This window comes from Dolichospermum flos-aquae CCAP 1403/13F (assembly GCF_012516395.1).
In the GTDB taxonomy this organism is placed as follows: Bacteria; Cyanobacteriota; Cyanobacteriia; order Cyanobacteriales; family Nostocaceae; genus Dolichospermum; species Dolichospermum lemmermannii.
This window is the reverse complement of sequence record NZ_CP051206.1, coordinates 1,123,661-1,140,343: the sequence shown is the minus strand read 5'-3', so window position 1 is coordinate 1,140,343 and position 16,683 is coordinate 1,123,661. Positions and strand designations below refer to the sequence as shown.

Annotated in this window: 17 protein-coding genes and 1 pseudogene; 9 read left to right on the top strand and 9 right to left on the bottom strand. The window is 35.2% G+C overall.

Features of this window, described 5'->3' with window-relative positions; translation table 11 throughout:
- The first annotated feature begins 22 nt into the window (after positions 1 to 22).
- Complete coding sequence (locus tag HGD76_RS05840) at positions 23 to 1,009, top strand: DNA-methyltransferase (protein WP_168653485.1); 987 nt, start codon at positions 23 to 25, stop codon at positions 1,007 to 1,009.
- An 8-nt stretch (positions 1,010 to 1,017) separates the two neighbouring features.
- On the opposite strand, the gene HGD76_RS05835 is transcribed toward HGD76_RS05840, so the two are convergent.
- The 5 genes from HGD76_RS05835 to HGD76_RS05815 all read right to left on the bottom strand — a co-directional run bounded on the left by HGD76_RS05835 (position 1,018) and on the right by HGD76_RS05815 (position 5,199).
- Positions 1,018 to 1,860: a type II toxin-antitoxin system RelB family anti-toxin gene (locus tag HGD76_RS05835; RefSeq protein ID WP_015078961.1), complete on the bottom strand. Its 843-nt coding sequence runs from the start codon at positions 1,858 to 1,860 to the stop codon at positions 1,018 to 1,020.
- A gap of 146 nt (positions 1,861 to 2,006) precedes the next feature.
- Positions 2,007 to 3,062, bottom strand: a complete 1,056-nt coding sequence (locus tag HGD76_RS05830; protein WP_168695234.1) for a YwqG family protein — start codon at positions 3,060 to 3,062, stop codon at positions 2,007 to 2,009.
- A gap of 202 nt (positions 3,063 to 3,264) precedes the next feature.
- Positions 3,265 to 3,471, bottom strand: coding sequence for a hypothetical protein (locus tag HGD76_RS26085; protein WP_325064829.1), 207 nt, complete (start codon positions 3,469 to 3,471; stop codon positions 3,265 to 3,267).
- The gene (locus HGD76_RS05820) at positions 3,456 to 3,773 is read right to left on the bottom strand and encodes a hypothetical protein (RefSeq protein ID WP_168695233.1); all 318 of its coding nucleotides are present in this window, start codon (positions 3,771 to 3,773) and stop codon (positions 3,456 to 3,458) included. The genes HGD76_RS26085 and HGD76_RS05820 overlap by 16 nt, the downstream gene beginning before the upstream one ends.
- A gap of 142 nt (positions 3,774 to 3,915) precedes the next feature.
- A complete protein-coding gene (locus tag HGD76_RS05815) occupies positions 3,916 to 5,199 on the bottom strand; it encodes an aspartate aminotransferase family protein (RefSeq protein WP_168695232.1) in 1,284 nt (427 codons plus the stop codon).
- A 393-nt stretch (positions 5,200 to 5,592) separates the two neighbouring features.
- Between HGD76_RS05815 and HGD76_RS05810 the strand changes: the two genes are divergently transcribed.
- From HGD76_RS05810 to HGD76_RS05775, 8 genes are all read left to right on the top strand, one after another.
- Positions 5,593 to 6,627: a potassium channel family protein gene (locus tag HGD76_RS05810; protein WP_168697379.1), complete on the top strand. Its 1,035-nt coding sequence runs from the start codon at positions 5,593 to 5,595 to the stop codon at positions 6,625 to 6,627.
- Positions 6,628 to 6,887: 260 nt separating this feature from the next.
- The gene (locus HGD76_RS05805) at positions 6,888 to 8,336 is read left to right on the top strand and encodes an IS4 family transposase (protein ID WP_168694730.1); all 1,449 of its coding nucleotides are present in this window, start codon (positions 6,888 to 6,890) and stop codon (positions 8,334 to 8,336) included.
- Between the two features lie 153 nt (positions 8,337 to 8,489).
- Positions 8,490 to 9,380: a leucine-rich repeat domain-containing protein gene (locus HGD76_RS05800; RefSeq protein WP_168695231.1), complete on the top strand. Its 891-nt coding sequence runs from the start codon at positions 8,490 to 8,492 to the stop codon at positions 9,378 to 9,380.
- 190 nt (positions 9,381 to 9,570) lie between these two features.
- Positions 9,571 to 10,527 (top strand): leucine-rich repeat domain-containing protein, encoded by a 957-nt coding sequence (locus tag HGD76_RS05795; protein WP_168695230.1) that lies wholly within the window; start codon positions 9,571 to 9,573, stop codon positions 10,525 to 10,527.
- A 154-nt stretch (positions 10,528 to 10,681) separates the two neighbouring features.
- On the top strand, positions 10,682 to 11,149 hold the full coding sequence (locus HGD76_RS05790; protein WP_168695229.1) for a hypothetical protein: 468 nt from the start codon (positions 10,682 to 10,684) through the stop codon (positions 11,147 to 11,149).
- Between the two features lie 58 nt (positions 11,150 to 11,207).
- Entirely contained in the window at positions 11,208 to 12,227 is a 1,020-nt protein-coding gene (locus HGD76_RS05785; RefSeq protein ID WP_233467213.1) for a metal-dependent hydrolase, read from the top strand.
- Between the two features lie 204 nt (positions 12,228 to 12,431).
- On the top strand, positions 12,432 to 12,713 hold the full coding sequence (locus HGD76_RS05780) for a DUF4160 domain-containing protein (RefSeq protein ID WP_233467061.1): 282 nt from the start codon (positions 12,432 to 12,434) through the stop codon (positions 12,711 to 12,713).
- Between the two features lie 12 nt (positions 12,714 to 12,725).
- The gene (locus HGD76_RS05775; protein ID WP_168695228.1) at positions 12,726 to 12,989 is read left to right on the top strand and encodes a DUF2442 domain-containing protein; all 264 of its coding nucleotides are present in this window, start codon (positions 12,726 to 12,728) and stop codon (positions 12,987 to 12,989) included.
- A gap of 313 nt (positions 12,990 to 13,302) precedes the next feature.
- Here the strand turns inward: HGD76_RS05775 and HGD76_RS25145 are convergent.
- From HGD76_RS25145 to HGD76_RS05755, 4 genes and pseudogenes are all read right to left on the bottom strand, one after another.
- A pseudogene (locus HGD76_RS25145) lies at positions 13,303 to 13,380 on the bottom strand (diversity-generating retroelement protein Avd); the annotation flags it as partial.
- A gap of 499 nt (positions 13,381 to 13,879) precedes the next feature.
- Positions 13,880 to 14,416 carry a hypothetical protein gene (locus HGD76_RS05765; RefSeq protein ID WP_168695227.1) on the bottom strand — a complete coding sequence of 179 codons (537 nt, stop codon included), beginning with the start codon at positions 14,414 to 14,416 and terminating at the stop codon, positions 13,880 to 13,882.
- A complete protein-coding gene (locus HGD76_RS05760) occupies positions 14,417 to 15,727 on the bottom strand; it encodes a CHAT domain-containing protein (RefSeq protein ID WP_168695226.1) in 1,311 nt (436 codons plus the stop codon). It abuts the gene before it with no gap.
- Positions 15,724 to 16,485 carry a vWA domain-containing protein gene (locus tag HGD76_RS05755; RefSeq protein ID WP_168695225.1) on the bottom strand — a complete coding sequence of 254 codons (762 nt, stop codon included), beginning with the start codon at positions 16,483 to 16,485 and terminating at the stop codon, positions 15,724 to 15,726. Before HGD76_RS05755 ends, HGD76_RS05760 begins: the two co-directional genes overlap by 4 nt.
- Between the last annotated feature and the right edge of the window lie 198 nt (positions 16,486 to 16,683).

Here is a 16,683-nt window from a genome sequence, read left to right as displayed (position 1 = left end):
CCAACTCTTAGTGCGTCTGACAATGGTTCTTCCCAATCCACTATATACTACAGACTGCGGTGCGGCTTATCTTGGTGATTCCCTACAATTGCTGGATCAACTGGAATCTGACTCAATAGATTTAGTGCTGACATCACCACCTTTTGCCTTGCAACGCAAAAAGGCTTATGGCAATGTAGAGCAGGAAGATTATGTTGATTGGTTGCTTGAGTTTTCCAAAAAAGTTTATCGAGTTCTGAATTCAACTGGTAGTTTCGTACTTGATTTAGGTGGAGCTTATGAAAGTAAACGTCCAGTTCGCTCTCTCTATAACTATCGAGTTTTAATTAAACTTTGTGATGAATTGGGATTTAGACTGGCTGAAGAATTTTTTTGGTATAACCCAGCTAAACTACCTTCACCAATTGAGTGGGTTAATAAGCGAAAAATTCGAGCAAAGGACTCTGTAAATACCGTCTGGTGGCTCTCAAAAACTGATCATCCTAAAGCAAATGTCAGTAATGTTTTAGTGCCTTACTCTGAGCGAATGAAGAAACTACAGGCAGATCCTCAAAAATACTATACACCGAAAGAAAGACCTTCAGGCCATGATATCAGTAAGAATTTTGCTACTGATAATGGTGGTGCTATACCATCAAATTTGTTAGAGATTGCAAATACTGAAAGTAATTCTAGTTATATTCAATTATGTAAATCTATTTCCATACCCCCTCATCCAGCGAGATTTCCTCAAAAGTTGCCAATGTTTTTCATTAAATTTTTGACTGATCCTGGAGATAAAGTTCTAGATATATTTGCAGGCTCAAATACTACAGGTTTTGCGGCTGAACAGATAGAAAGAAGTTGGATTGCTTTTGAAAAAGAGCCATCTTATTTAGCATCTTCAGCTTTCCGGTTTCTAGATAAAACTCAAAGCTCGAAGGAGGCTCTGACTCTTTATGAATGTCTTCTTGCTCAAAAAGAATCTGTTTGTTTAACTACTTCAAAGCAATTAGCTTTGAAATTATGAAGGTTACTTTAAATTGGCAAATTTCCTGGAATTGTTTGTTGATTCTGTTTAGGATAAACCAACTCACCTTCTTTTTCTATTAAACTTAAAGGGATTTTAGGATTATTAATAGATTCCATTCCGCCACGTATTCTAGATTCCCAGTAACTGAACTTAGTTTCAAGTGAAGTAGGGTCAACTCTGTATATAGCTTTTAATAAAATTCCTTCATAAACAGCAATATACCAAGCTTTTACAGCACGATATTTGGCTAAGATATCAAGGTTAAGATGATGATTTGTGGTGACACTTTTACTTAAAAGTTTATTAATTGTTTTTAATTCATATTCATTTTTTTCTGCATCAATTGCATCATTGCCTTCACGTCCAGGTGATATCCGCAAACCAAGTAAGATTAAAACTTGAAGAACTTTCCCTCCATTGTCTTGAAAAACATCATTAATACCATACTCATTTGCCAGACTCTGTAATTCCTGAATAGCCCCAAGTGCTGTCTGTAATCGTTCTAAATCTGAACGGCGCTCTTTAGTTGTGTTAACTGCTTCCTTAACAGGTTCAACAAGAGAGGGAAGAACTACCGGAGTTTGTAATTCAGTGAGAAAGTTTGTACTGATATCTGTTTGGGGTGTGACATTCATTAAGTATGGTACTGACACTTTCAGGGCTTCAGCAATATCTAAAATTGTTTCAAAAGACGGAGCGCGTTCACCTCGTTCTATGTAGCTAATATGCTCAACGGATTTATCAATATCCTCTGCTAACTGCTCTTGTGTAATACCTCTGTCTTTGCGAAGGGCTTGGACTCTATCACCAAAAAGCTGTTTAACTTCTTTATATCTTTCAAAACTCATAAAAAACTAAAACGAACTAAAAGTACGTCTTGAATCTTATACAAAGCATCAAAATGTTAAAACGAACTAAAAGTACGTTTATGATTAAGTTTGAATAAATTTATTTAAACTTATAAAAGCCTAATAAAAGCCTAATTCACCTTCTCTCAACAACAATTATAGGTGTACAAAATCTGAGAAAAATCCAACCGTTTCAGTGCAGAAGGTTGAATATAAAAGTTACCAACTCCCTCATCTCCCCACATAATTGAATGCTCATCATCAGAGTTCATTTGCAATAGCAGAAAATCATAACCTTCCTCTTCCTGCAAATCTGCACGATCATCATTTTGGACAAATGCGGGATATCCTCCTAAACAATGTCCTCCTAATGATTCCTCATATTTTTCTTCATACTCATTGAGAAAATCATCTACCAGTTCTTCTAAAGAATTTTCCTGTGCCTTAGTGAGATTACTTTGTTGAAAGATGGGAAAATGGCTTTTAACTAAGTTTCTAAACCGATAATCTGATGCACTCATGGGAGTTGATTTAATAGCAAAATTCAAAGCTAGACAGTCTATTAATGGCAAACCTATTCCTGGAGGTAAAAAATCAAAGTTGTCTAGGAGATTATCAATATTTAAATCTGGTTCAGGAAAGTAAATAACTCTAAAAGTAGTTTGTTTTAATTGGGGATATTCTTCAATTCCATAAGCTGTTTGACCTGCGGCTTCAATATAAAACTGAAGAATCCCTTTTTCTGGTAAATCTTCTAAATTCGGCGTTTCTGAAAAGTTGATTTGTGCTAAAAGATGGAGGGGAGTACCATCTGGTGCTTCTGGATAGGTCGTATTTTTAGGAAGGTAGGGTAAACCACCAAATTTACTTTGCCATAGTGTAGTTTCTGTTGTTGAATAGGGAGTAATTTCTATAGAAGGTTTGATAATTGCCTTTGCAAATTCATCTACTTGATTTTTTAATTCTAAGAACATTCCATACAATTCATCTGGAGTGAAATCTTTGTTATTTTCGTCTACGGTCACAGATTCGATATCATACCAACCATGTGTAAGTAATTCTTGAATACTTTCATTAAAAAAAGCTTCGGCTTCGGCTTCAGAAGAGAATTTATGAAGTTCTTGATAATGGGTAACATTGCAGCCGTCTAAATGAATGGATGTTCTCAGGGAACTTAATCTAAATATTTTATTGCATTTCATGATAATTAACCTTAGATGTGATAATGAATGATATTGGTAATATTTGAAAGGTCTTTCTTTTATTTGTAGTATGTCTTATTCTAGCGTTAATATAGAAGATGATATATCTACTACCAAACGTCTATTTTTCAACCATTGACGACCAAGTAAAATTTCCGGTAATCCTTGTCCCACATGGACAGGAATATCAAAATATTGTCCATCAATTTGTACTTTTCCTAAATAGATGTTCTAAATATATCCAACCAAGTGCTTCTATGTCCTGATTGTTGATTGCTAACCACCAAGAAAACCCTGTATCTAAAAGAGCTTCTACTGATAGTTCTAATCCATCAGCAGCTATCAAATCTATCTCAAAAAATAATTCATCCTCATCACCAAATTTACCCAAGATCATATTTTGCCACATACTCCAGTTTCATTAATTCGGAAAACGTGCAGTTTGACATTTGGGTATTTTTGATGTGCTTGTTGTGCGGCTAATAAGGGATCTTCATGAATAAAATATTCACGGCTATTTGGCTCAATCGCTATGTACCAGTTATAGTGAGTTTTAATGAGTTCTGCTTGTAACTGCTCAAAAATTATTTTACAGTCTTGAGACAATGTTTCCCGTTCAGTCTGCCATTGTGCTTTCTGTTCTTGAGTCCATTGAATTTCTGGGAAGATTCTGCCTCTGCGGACTGTATGAGTAGATTTTGTTTCTGGCATAATTTGTTATGTATTACTGAAAATATATTATATTTTATCGCATTTTTGATTAATTTTTTCCTAATTGATATGTTGAAAATTATCAAGATGAAAAATTCGTAATTGATAATTATTAAATTACAAATTACGAATTTTTAATTACCTATGCTGTTAGTTTAGCTAATGCTTTTTCTACAGCTTCTAATGCTTGTTTGATTTCTGCCTCTGTGACAATGAGAGGGGGAACAAACCGCACTACTTTAGGCCCTGCGGGAACAAGTAATAAACCTTCTGCCATTGCAGCTTTGACAACTTCAGCAGCAGTTAAGGGAATATCGGCTTTGATTTCCATACCGCTGATTAAACCCCAACCGCGTACTTCTGAGATATGCTGAGGATATTGACGAGCGATCGCTCTTAATCCTTCTCGTAAATGTGCGCCCTGTTCTCTGACATTATCTAAAATATTCTCTTTTTCCAAAGTCTCACACACACTCAGCGCCACACCACAGACAAAGGGATTACCGCCAAATGTACTTGCGTGTTCTCCTGGTTGGAAAATATCGCAGAATTTCTTACTCATCATCGCACCGATGGGAATACCACCGCCCAAACCTTTCGCACTGGTGAAAATATCTGGTTCTACTCCCAAATGTTCATAACCCCATAATTTGCCACTGCGTCCCATACCAACCTGTACTTCGTCGAAAATCAACAAAATACCGGTTTCGTCGCAAATCTCCCGTAATCGCTTAAAGTAAGCAATATCTCCAGGACGAACGCCACCTTCCCCTTGCAATGGTTCAATTAAAATTGCCCCGACCCGATAATTACCTTCGTCTAATTCAGTCACAGCGGCTTCCACTGCTCTAATATCGTTGTAATTTACATAATGGAAACCAGGAACTAAAGGATCAAAATGCTTTTGATATTTTGGTTGTCCAGTGGCAGTCACAGTGGCTAAAGTCCGTCCGTGAAAACTGGCATGGGCAGTTAAAATGATTGGGTGGGCAATTTCTAGGACAGTGTGGGCATATTTCCGCGCTAGTTTAATTGCTGCTTCGTTGGCTTCAGCGCCAGAATTGCAGAAAAATACTCTATCTGCACAGGAATGATTAACAATCCATTTAGCTAATTCACCCTGTTCAGGAATATAGTACAAATTGGAAACATGATGCAATTTCTGGATTTGTCTAGTTACAGCCTCTACCATTGCTGGATGGGCGTGTCCTAGAGTACAAGTGGCAATGCCCGCGACAAAATCCAGATATTCGTTGCCCTGACTATCCCAAACACGGCAACCAGCACCCCGTTCTAAAGCCAAAGGAAACCGTCCATAAGTGGACATGACAGCCGCATCGAAGCTATCAACATCAAAAGGTGTAGATGGCATAATACCTGACTCCAAGGGGTTCGTGGCTTGTTCAATTAGAGTTTGCACGCTCACTACCGCTACTCCTGAAAAGCTTTTATCGTAATACTTTACTAGGTTCTGGGAAATATGAACAAAATTTTTGATGATTTTAGGAGGAGGCAAGAAGAAGGAGTCAGGAGTCAGGAGTCAGGAGTCAGGAGTCAGGAGAAAAAAAGAAGGAAGAAGGAGTCAAGAAAAAAATTACCCATGATTGTGCAAATATTATTTATTTTGAATCCCTACATGAGAAATTGTTTAATTCTTAATTCAGGCTTGCTGATTTTGAAACTATCAAAAAACTATCACTTTTCCAGATTCTTCCTTCTGACTCCTGACTCGGTGACTCCTGACTCCTGAACTCCTAATTCTTAATTGCCTGTGTATTCTACCCTTGAACAAAAATATCAACGGATTCAAAAAGAATTAATGGCTGGGGCGCTTGCTTTAGCTGGTATTTTCCTAATCGGGACTTTATGGTATTCCCTGGTTGAGGGCTGGAAATGGGAAGATGCAGCTTACATGACTGTAATTACTCTAGCAACTGTCGGTTATGGAGAAACTCACCCATTAGGTAGTCGAGGGCGTTTATTTACCATTGTCTTAATTTTAATGGGTGTGGTGAATCTTACTTATATTGTCAATAGATTTACAGCCGCAGTCATTGAAGGTTATTTTCTAGAAGGAATTCGACTCCGACAACAAAGGCGTTTAATGGAATCATTATCAGAACATTATATTATCTGTGGATTTAGTCGCACTGGGCGACAAATTGCTAAGGAATTTCAGGCTGAAGCTGTTTCTTTTGTCATTATTGATTCGGAACTTGAATCTGTCCAAAAAGCTCAGGAAATTGGTTACATTGTTTTTCAAGGTGATGCGACGTTAGATGATACTTTGTTAAAAGTTGGCGTTACTAAAGCAATTTGTATTGTCGCGGCTTTACCTTCAGATGCGGAAAATTTATATACTGTTTTATCAGCAAAAACTCTGAATCCAGACATTCGAGCGATCGCTCGCGCTAGTACGGAAGAAGCGGTACAAAAGTTACAACGTGGTGGCGCAGATGCCGTAATTTCACCGTATATTACTGGTGGCAAACGCATGGCAGCAGCAGCCCTCAGACCGCAAATTTTAGACTTTGTAGATGGGATGCTTTCTGGTACAGACCGTCAGTTATATATGGAAGAATTTTTACTAGATTCCGATAGGTGTCCCTTCGTTGGTCAAAGTTTACAAAAAGCCAAATTGCGATCGCAATCAGGTGCATTAGTTCTGGCAATTCGCCGCCTTGATGGTAAACTTATTGGTGGACCAACTGGAGATACTATTTTAATGTCAGGAGATACATTAATTTGTATGGGTACGGCTGAACAATTGCGGGATTTAAATCCAATACCCGTGAATGAAATTAATAGCCTACAAATAATTACTAATATTAATTCTGCAAATATTAAGGCATAAAAATAACTTCAGTTTAGTCTAAACTCCAGGCAAAATGTATCTAAAATTATATGATCATGAGATTTTTCTTGAATTTATAAATCATCAATCTTGTCAATTATTTGAAATCAAATTTAAAAAATCATAAATGTGTCATTTTTTTCGTCGAGAATTTTTATTCCTGCTCCAAAATGAGTAGCCTGATAGTATATATTGACAAAATATGAAAGAATATTTAAGCTTTATAAGAGTTTATTTCAAGTCATCCTTGACAGTTTTGTATGGGAATTCAAAAAGAACATCATCAGATGCTTACTCAGTTTACGACAGAATATGATCTGCAACCAATTGCAAAACATTTATCAACTATTATCAAAGAATCTTTGGCGAGTGTTTCATCAAGTAAATGTCGTCAAGGAACGATTCTAGTACCAACGTTTGTCATTTGGTTTGTAATTCTCTCCACTATCCGTCGTGATTTAAGTTATTTAGGAATAATGGATTGGATGATATCAGGATTGAGGTGGTTATCCTGTTGTCTACCAAAACAACTTATTTCTGAAGGTGCTATGAGTCATGCCAGAGTTCGTATAGGATTAACAGTTTTTCAACTAATATTTAAAAAACTCACTTCTAGTTTGACAACATTGAAATATGACTTTCATAAATGGACTACAGTAATATTTGATGGTTCCACAGGTACGACACCTGATACTGAAAGTAATCGTGATAAATTTGGGAAGTCTAAATGTGGTCGAGGAGAAAGTGCTTTTCCCATGCTGAGAATAGTCACATTAATATCAGCATCAACACGCCTGATCCTAGATTTTACCTATGGTTCGAGCCAAGGTAAAGGAACTGGTGAAAGGACTTTAATGACTAAATTACTGGCACAATTTAACCAGAAAAACTTATTATTTTTATTAGATGCTGGTTTATATTCCTTTGCAACTATTTTTAGTATTCGTACAAAAGAATGCGACTTTTTACTTAGGGTAGCTTCTAATGTTAAACTACCTGTTATCTCTGATTCTCGTTTGCCAGATGGATACATGGCTAGATATCCAGATGGAAGTTATTTATCAGAAATTAATGGCAAAATTCTCAATTTAGAAAAATCTACAGAATCGCATAAACAATGGAATCAGGAAAGTATCATTGTCCGAGTTATTGAATATCAAATTCCTGGTTTTCTCCCTCGTCGTTTAGTTACTAGTATTATTGACCCTAATATTTCTGCCAAAGAATTAATTATTCACTATCATTGCAGATGGGAGGTGGAAATTAGTTTCTGTGAAATAAAAACACATCAATGTGCTACGCTCAAAGGACAAATGCCCACTATTTTTCGGAGCAAAACATCTGAATTAGTCGAACAAGAACTTTATGCTATGTTAATTGCTTATAATCTACTCCGCGATTTAATTTACCAATCTGCTAACGAATATAATAAAAATCCTTTACTCCTTAGTTTTCTTGAATCTTTGCAACTAGTTATAGATTTAGTACAACTCATCAGCCATTCATCCTTAAAATTACGAGAAATTCAACATCAATATTTATTATCATTAATTTCCCAGTCTGAAATTGATCGCCCCCGACGAAAACGTATTAATCCCCGTGTTGTCAAAATTAAAATGTCCAAATTCAAGCGCAAAAACTCTTCCCATAAATCTGAAATCAGAGATATAGAAAAAGACTTGAAAATCCTTCCCCCACAAGCAGTTTGACAATTTCATTCACGGGTATTGGATTTAAATCAAATTCTCGGTCCTATTAATTCTACTCCCCTAAAACGTCCGAAAAATAGCTAAAAGCAGACTTATTTTGCAAGTTAGAAGATGGTAGAATTACTGTGGCTTTTTTGTATAACTTGTAAAATCATGAAACTAGCTTTAGTAGCGACCACTATTTTTACCTTGACTTTAGGATTGTACACCCCAAAAGTCACCGCAGCACCTATAAAAACACCTAAGACCTTTAAAGAATGGTGTCAACAAAAAGCCAGTTTACCTCAAGAGACGAGATACACGGTAGAAGTATTATTAAATGTTGCTAAAACGCAAAATTGTAGTCAAGCTAATCAAACGCTGACTAAATTGACTTCTCTTAACCTTTCGGGAAATCAAATCAGCGATATCAAACCTTTGTCTAATCTCACTAATTTGACTTTTCTTGACCTTGAGGGAAATCAAATCAGCGATATCAAACCTTTGTCTAATCTGACTAAATTGACTACTCTTGAACTTTGGAAAAATAAAATCAGCGATATCAAACCTTTGTCTAATCTGACTAAATTGACTACTCTTTCCCTTTGGGAAAATAAAATCAGCGATATCAAACCTTTGTCTAATCTGACTAAATTGACTACTCTTTACCTTAGGGAAAATAAAATCAGCGATATCAAACCTTTGTCTAATCTGACTAATTTGACTGATCTTTACCTTAGGGAAAATAAAATCAGCGATATCAAACCTTTGTCTAATCTGACTAATTTGACTCGGCTTAACCTTTCGGTAAATAAAATCAGCGATATCAAACCTTTGTCTAATCTGACTAAATTGACTATTCTTAAACTTTGGAAAAATAAAATCAGCGATATCAAACCTTTGTCTAATCTGACTAATTTGACTCTTCTTGACCTTAGGGAAAATAAAATCAGCGATATCCAACCTTTGTCTAATCTGACTAAATTGACTGAAGTTGACCTTACGAAAAATCCACTTATCGTTAAACAATGTCCCCTGAAACCAGAGTCTATTTGTAAATTTTAGTCCGGTTATATTTTGGTGCGCTATGGACTTACTAACGCACCCTCAAAATACTCAATTTCCCTGAATATTACCAGACTAAAAATGTCAATTTGGACAAAAATCCTATTCTACTAAATCATGTTTTATCGCAAATCTAACAATTCAGCACGACAACATGATAAAATTACTGTAACTTCTTATCACTAAAATCATGAAACTAAGTCTAGTAGCAACCACCATTTTTACCCTGACTTTAGGATTTTATACCCCAAAAGTCACCGCAGCACCTATAAAAACACCTAAGACCTTTAAAGAATGGTGTCAACAAAAAGCCAGTTTACCTCAAGAGACGAAACGAACGGTAGAAGCATTATTAAATGTTGCTGAAACCCGAAATTGTAGTCAAGCTAATCAAACGCTGACTAAATTGACTTCTCTTAACCTTAGGGAAAATAAAATCAGCGATATCAAACCTTTGTCTAATCTGACTAAATTGACTTCTCTTAACCTTTGGGAAAATAAAATCAGCGATATCAAACCTTTGTCTAATCTGACTAATTTGACTTTTCTTGAGCTTTCGAGAAATCAAATCAGCGATATCAAACCTTTGTCTAATCTGACTAAATTGACTCTTCTTGACCTTTTGGGAAATCAAATCAGCGATATCAAACCTTTGTCTAATCTGACTAATTTGACTTCTCTTGACCTTAGGGAAAATCAAATCAGCGATATCAAACCTTTGTCTAATCTCACTAATTTGACTTTTCTTGACCTTTTGGGAAATAAAATCAGCGATATCAAACCTTTGTCTAATCTCACTAATTTGACTTCTCTTTCCCTTTTGGGAAATCAAATCAGCGATATCAAACCTTTGTCTAATCTGACTAATTTGACTTTTCTTGACCTTTTGGGAAATAAAATCAGCGATATCAAACCTTTGTCTAATCTCACTAATTTGACTTCTCTTTCCCTTTCGGGAAATAAAATCAGCGATATCAAACCTTTGTCTAATCTGACTAATTTGGCTTATCTTTCCCTTTCGGGAAATAAAATCAGCGATATCAAACCTTTGTCTAATCTGACTAATTTGGCTTATCTTTACCTTGCGAAAAATCCACTTATCGTTAAACAATGTCCCCTGAAACCAGAGTCTATTTGTAAATTTTAGTCGGGTTATATTTTGGTGCGCTATGGACTTACTAACGCACCCTCAAAATACTCAATTTCCCTGAATATTACCAGACTAAAAATGTCAAATTGGACAAAAATCCTATTCTACTAAATCATGTTTGATCGCAAATCTAACAATTCAGCACGACAACATGATAAAATTAAAGTATCGCGGTAAGCAAGAAAAGGAACCTTGGTATTTATCAACTAATCTCACAGATATCTCAACTACTATCAAAATATATGGTCAACGTTTTGGGATTGAAGCTATGTTTAAAGATTGTAAAACAGGGGGGTATAATTTAGAAGGTTCTCAAGCTTCTCCTGATAGACTTGTGCGGATAATTTTATTGATTGCTTTGGCAATGACTTCTGCATGGTTACAAGGTCAAAAAACTCAATCTCAAAGAAAACAATCTTATGTTTGTCGTCCTAATGAAAATAAAAGAACTAGAAGAAGACATAGTGATTTTTGGATAGGTTTATACGGTTCTAGTTGGATAGTTTCTATGAATGAGTGTCAAGAATTGGTCTTGGAAATGATGGCGTTGGTTCGCAATAAGATGACATTTTATCGGCAGGGTATGAGGGCTGTAATGCTTATCCAGCAACCTCTTTAGCTCCTTTGTCGCCCCCTCAACAATTTCCCCTTTTCCTTAACTTGTCACCAATGGGGCGATCGCTGGTTTACTTCCTGATGTTGATGTTTCCACTTCTCCAGCAGGTAAGGTTTTTCCTTGGATTTCTGGATATTTTCAAGAGACAATGCCCCATAGAAGTATGACTCATTCTATAGTTGCCAGTGCAGTGGTGGCGATAGCGAAGCGCTCCGTAGGAATCGCTTCCTACGGAACAACAATATTTATTCCTAAATTTATTCCCGTAGCATCAGCGTTAACTATCGGGTACACCTTTGGCTGGTTTGCTGATTGCTTTACTCGCGGTGGTGTGGAGATGTTCTGGCCTTCACCTGTGCGCTGTGTTTGTCCTGGGAATCGGAATTTGAGATTAAAGACTGGGAGTAATGCTGAATATTTTATACTTTGTATATTGGTGGCGATTCCTACGGAGCGCTTCGCTATCGCATTATCAGCATTTAGCATCAATAGTAAGGGGGGAATTTTAACCCAGTTTAACCGTCTAATTGCCTCTACATCAGGGGTACAGGGTGTGTACAATAGTTCGGGAAGCACTCATAAAATTGTTGCTAATATTAAGGGAGTCAGAGCGGGCGATCGGTCAAAAGTTGATGGACAATTTCAGATTATTCAACCTAACGGGACTGGATTTATAGTTCTCGAACCTAAGACAAATAAACTATATAAAGCCGCAACTGACCCTGATAGTCAAATTATTATTGAACAAATTACAGCAGATGTTGGTAAAGCTGCTATTACTACTATTGAATCCGTATTTGTGGAAGATCAGGTTATTGGGGAGGCGATAGCGAAGCGCTGCTGCAAGCAGTTCGCTAAATTCAATCGTACTAATACAAATGTATTTATTAGTGGGGATTTGTCAGTTGAGGATTTTGACACTTCAGTTTTACCCCGTGACCCTTACCAATTTAAGTTTATAGACGCATCACCTAGTAATATTAAATTGGAAGCTGCACCATTAAAAACTGTGGTTAAATTTTTAGGGGATGAATTTGCAAGTGTTAGTTTGCAAATTCGGTCAATTGTTAGTAGTCAATAATTATGATTAAAGCATTGCCACAGGGTAAAGCTATAAGTAGTGAGACGGAATTAATTACACAATGTCATTGCGTTAGCCATAGGGAACGAAGTGAAATGAAGCAATCGCAAGGGTTGTGATTGCTTCCCTTCGCTCGCAATGACTGTAAATATTTTTGTCCAATTACTTATAACCAGTAGTTTTTATTTTTCACCAGAAGCTACAATGAATTTTAATATTAGTCTTTTATTGATATTTATGCCAGAAGTTACACGATTTTACGGAATAGTTATCAAAATTTTCTTTGGTGATCACCCACCTCCTCATTTTCATGCAGTTTACGGTGAGTATAATGCCTTAGTTGGTATTGAGTCTTTAAAAATTATTGAAGGAGATTTACCTAGTCGTGCTGAAAAAATGGTAATAGAATGGGCTACATTGTATCAGAAAGAACTGCTCAATATGTGGAATAGCCAAGAGTTTAGTAAACTGCCACCTTTAAAATAATGGAGAGTTTTGATGAAACCTGCTCGTATTGTTTCTGCTCAAGCTATAGATGATCATAACTTGATCATTAAGTTTACAAATAACGAACTAAAACAATATGATATCTCTAAATTATTAAATAACCCAATGTTTTTTCCTTTAAAAAATCCGGCATTTTTCAGAAATTTTATCATTGATTCAGGTGGTTATGCGTTGGTTTGGAATGAGGATATTGATATCAGTGAATATGAACTTTGGCAAAATGGAATCAGCATTACAAAAGAAGGGAACTCTTAGAGGATGTTTGAAAAGTGGTATTCCGTAATTTTCATCACATTGCTACCCCCCTTAGTCCCCCCTTTACAAGGGGGGAAACAATAAAAATCCAGTTCCCTCCCCTTGACAAGGGGAGGGTTAGGGTGGGGTAAAAAATATTTGATACATCAACCATAACTTTTCAAACACCCTCTTAACTCTTAACTGGGAATAGATAAGAAACACTCATTTGCACCAGTTTAGGGACTTCCAATTAACAAAATACCCAAAAATTTCTTGTGGTGCGGGACGAAAAGCCCGCTAATCATCAAGGAGGGGAAGGACTTGTGATGTCTTTCGGAAGACGGTTAAGAATGGGAACATACCATTTAATTAAATCATAGGTTTTTTGGATAATCGGTAATTCTTCCATTTAACTGCTAATTAATTTTTTAAACTTACAGCACTTCCTGATGTTATGAGGTACAGTTTTTTATCGCCAAACCCGTAGGGGCGCAGGGACTGCGCCCTCCATTCTATTTCATGAGAACGAGAATTGCTGTATCAAGTTTCAATATTAAGTTAATGTATTTAACACACGCAAAGTTTTTACTAAAGAATAATTGTTTTTTAGTAAATTAATTTTCTTTGGTCATACTGTTTATAGTATAGCTGATAAAAAATAGAAATAAAAAATTATTTTCTACCCATGAAATCCCGATTTTCTGATATTAATTGATGATTTTTTGACAAAATAAACCAAGAAGTTAGTATCAACAACGCCAGAGAATGGAAGTTAGTATCGTTAGTATCAACAACGCCAGAGAATAAATTCTCTGTCTCATAACTGAAGTCGGTTGAAACCGACTAAAATTTCGGTTGTTAGTTATACGTCGCAAGCTGACAATATAAAATCCCTGGTTTCATCCTGTTCATCCTTTAATCGGTGGATATCCTGATTCTGACAAAAAAATTTTCTTGATAGAATCATCTATCAGAATGATGGTTTTAACCTTAAATTTACATTGCTGTAATGGAGGAGGATAAACAGCTTCTTTTGGGTAAATAGTACCAACATTTTCTTTAGTAACAGATACATCTTCTGTACTAATAGATATATCCCGCAAACGCAACATTTTCAGAGATACACCCCAAGCACTGACTAAAGTTACTCTAATCTCACCTTTCATTTCCTTATCTGCGGCGGTTAACAAAAACTTTGCAGCACCATAAGTTCCACCAAAACGATGTAGAACAACTGCTGGTTCACCTATAGGTTTATTCTTAAATAATGGAGTAGTATCTACTCTGAAATAAATGGGATATTCCTCTTCTTCATAATTCCATTCCTCACAATTACCTGTTTGTGTTAAATCAATTGTCATCAAATAGTTTTTACCTATCTCTGCTTGCTGAGGATAGCTAATTGTGGGTTGAATTGATATGGGTAATTGTTGAGTATCAGTCATTTAATTGTCCTCATGGGGGATAATTTCAAGTGTGGTCATAGGGTTGCCATAATAGATATACATAAAGGTATGAAGAAATAAAGGAGCATTTTCATGTTTATTATCTATATATTTTTTAACAACATTTTTTCTAATATTTCTTAAAATAGTAGCTACAGAAAGACTAGGATTATCTTGATATTCTTGAAAAAAATAATTAGAAACTTGAAATGCATATTCATCATCTATACTATCTAATGTTCCGACAACTCCTTTTGCTCCTTTTTCTAAGAAAAATATAGGAAAACCTGAAAGATAAGATTTTCCAGTTTCATAATTAGGATTTGTAATATTGTCACTATCTAAATATAAACGTCCAGAATGACAAGCATTCATAAAAACAATAGTAGAAAATTTGGTTAAAAATTTTAAATCATAACTACGTAGTTGCATTAAAGATATTTTTTGTTCATCATTATCATCTTGTCCGAAAGAAGTTTCTTTATCATCTTTTCCATAAAAACCATGACTAGCTATAAATATTAAGCTAACCTGTTCTTGTCTAGAATCCAAATCAGTCAAAAAATCATTAATATTCTTATGTAATTTATTCTTGTATTTTATAATAACATCCTCTTCTTTTTTAACATTCTCAAGTTCCTTAGTATTTAAATAGGCAACTATTTCTCCACAACAATTATTTTTTTTAACTTCAAAATTCATTAACTCATCATTATTACTATCATTTTTATTTATAATATCTTGCCATCGTGCTGTTACGATAGCAGCACCCAAATAATCATTAGATTCAAGCTTTAACATTTCCCAAGGGATTTCCAAATTTGTCCGATCATTAATAATTAAATAAGATAATTGTTTCTGTAATTTACTCAATGACAATACTAATGAATGCGCTTTCCCATTTTTTTCGGAAAACTTTCGCATTGTCCCGATAAATTCCAGGCTTTTTTTCTTGAAATCATTAGTTGTAGCATTAAGCATAGTTCTATTAAAAGATACTTCGGGAATTTGAGGAATTATAATTTCTTTTCCTCCTGGTTCAAAAGATGAATGATAAAAGCGAATATTTATGTTTTTTTCACTGTATAAGTTAATTTCTAATTTTGCAATATTATCGGGAAATTTTTGTGTTATTTCCACCAAGAAAGTATCCCCTTTAATATAATTATTTTTATCATGTAATACTTCTTTTGGTTCAGCTTCTACATTCTGTTTTTGAAGTATTGTATCTGAAGACTCGCCTTGATTTAATATATTAGATATATGAGAAATTCCTTGTTTTTTTATCCATTGAATTAAATTTTCTTTCATTCTGCCACCTCCCAAGTTTCCAAGGGTGGAATAGCAACAACTTTTGCCCCTAATGCTTGTGCTAATAATAATGGTAAATCAGGATATTGCTTTCGTTGAGGATTGAGAAATACTGCGTCTATGTCTAAATTGCCAATTTTTTGAGCAATTTCTAAAGCATCTTCAAATCCTTTTCGTCCCACAGGTAGTTGAATTTTTCCTAAATGACTTGCTTCTAAAGGAACATTTCCTCGTCCATTACTAATCACAACTAAAACCGCTTTTTGGATGGTATTTCTGCCATGTTGTAGAGCATGACGAAGAGTTTGTAAGGTTAAATCAAAACCATGTGCTAAAGGTGTAGCTTGACCTTTTTTAGTTTTTTCTAAATCAAGGGCAATATTAATAGAAGGAACGAGAACATTTTGAGCAGATATTTTTTTAGCTCGTAATTCTTCAGCATTAATATTAAATTTTAATTCTTCTTCTTTTAATATTGCTGAATCCGTAGCAATGCCCACTTGCATGATACCAATACTTGCTCTTTGTGTATAAGCCCAACTGATATAGGGAAATAATTGTTCTTCCCATTGACAAGATTCTAAACAAGTATAATCTATTAGCACCATTAACATCTGTTCAGCAATAGGCGCACGACGATGGCGATATATATCTATAGGTGATATTTTTAGTTTTCGATGACTATTAAGATGATTATTTTGACGAATATTCTGAAATTTAGCTGCTTCTAACCCACATTCCGCACCCCAAACTGTCACAGATCAAAAAAGCCCTTAAAGTAGTACATAATAACTAAAGTCAATTCAAAAATTAAGATGCTTAATGATAATAAATAGCATTAAAAGCGAAATGGTGTGAGAAAGTGAAACTTGGTAACAAAAGAAAAAAATGAATTGATAACCAAATAAGAAATAATTGATAACAACAGAAGTATGAGAGGAAACTGTTGTGAAATT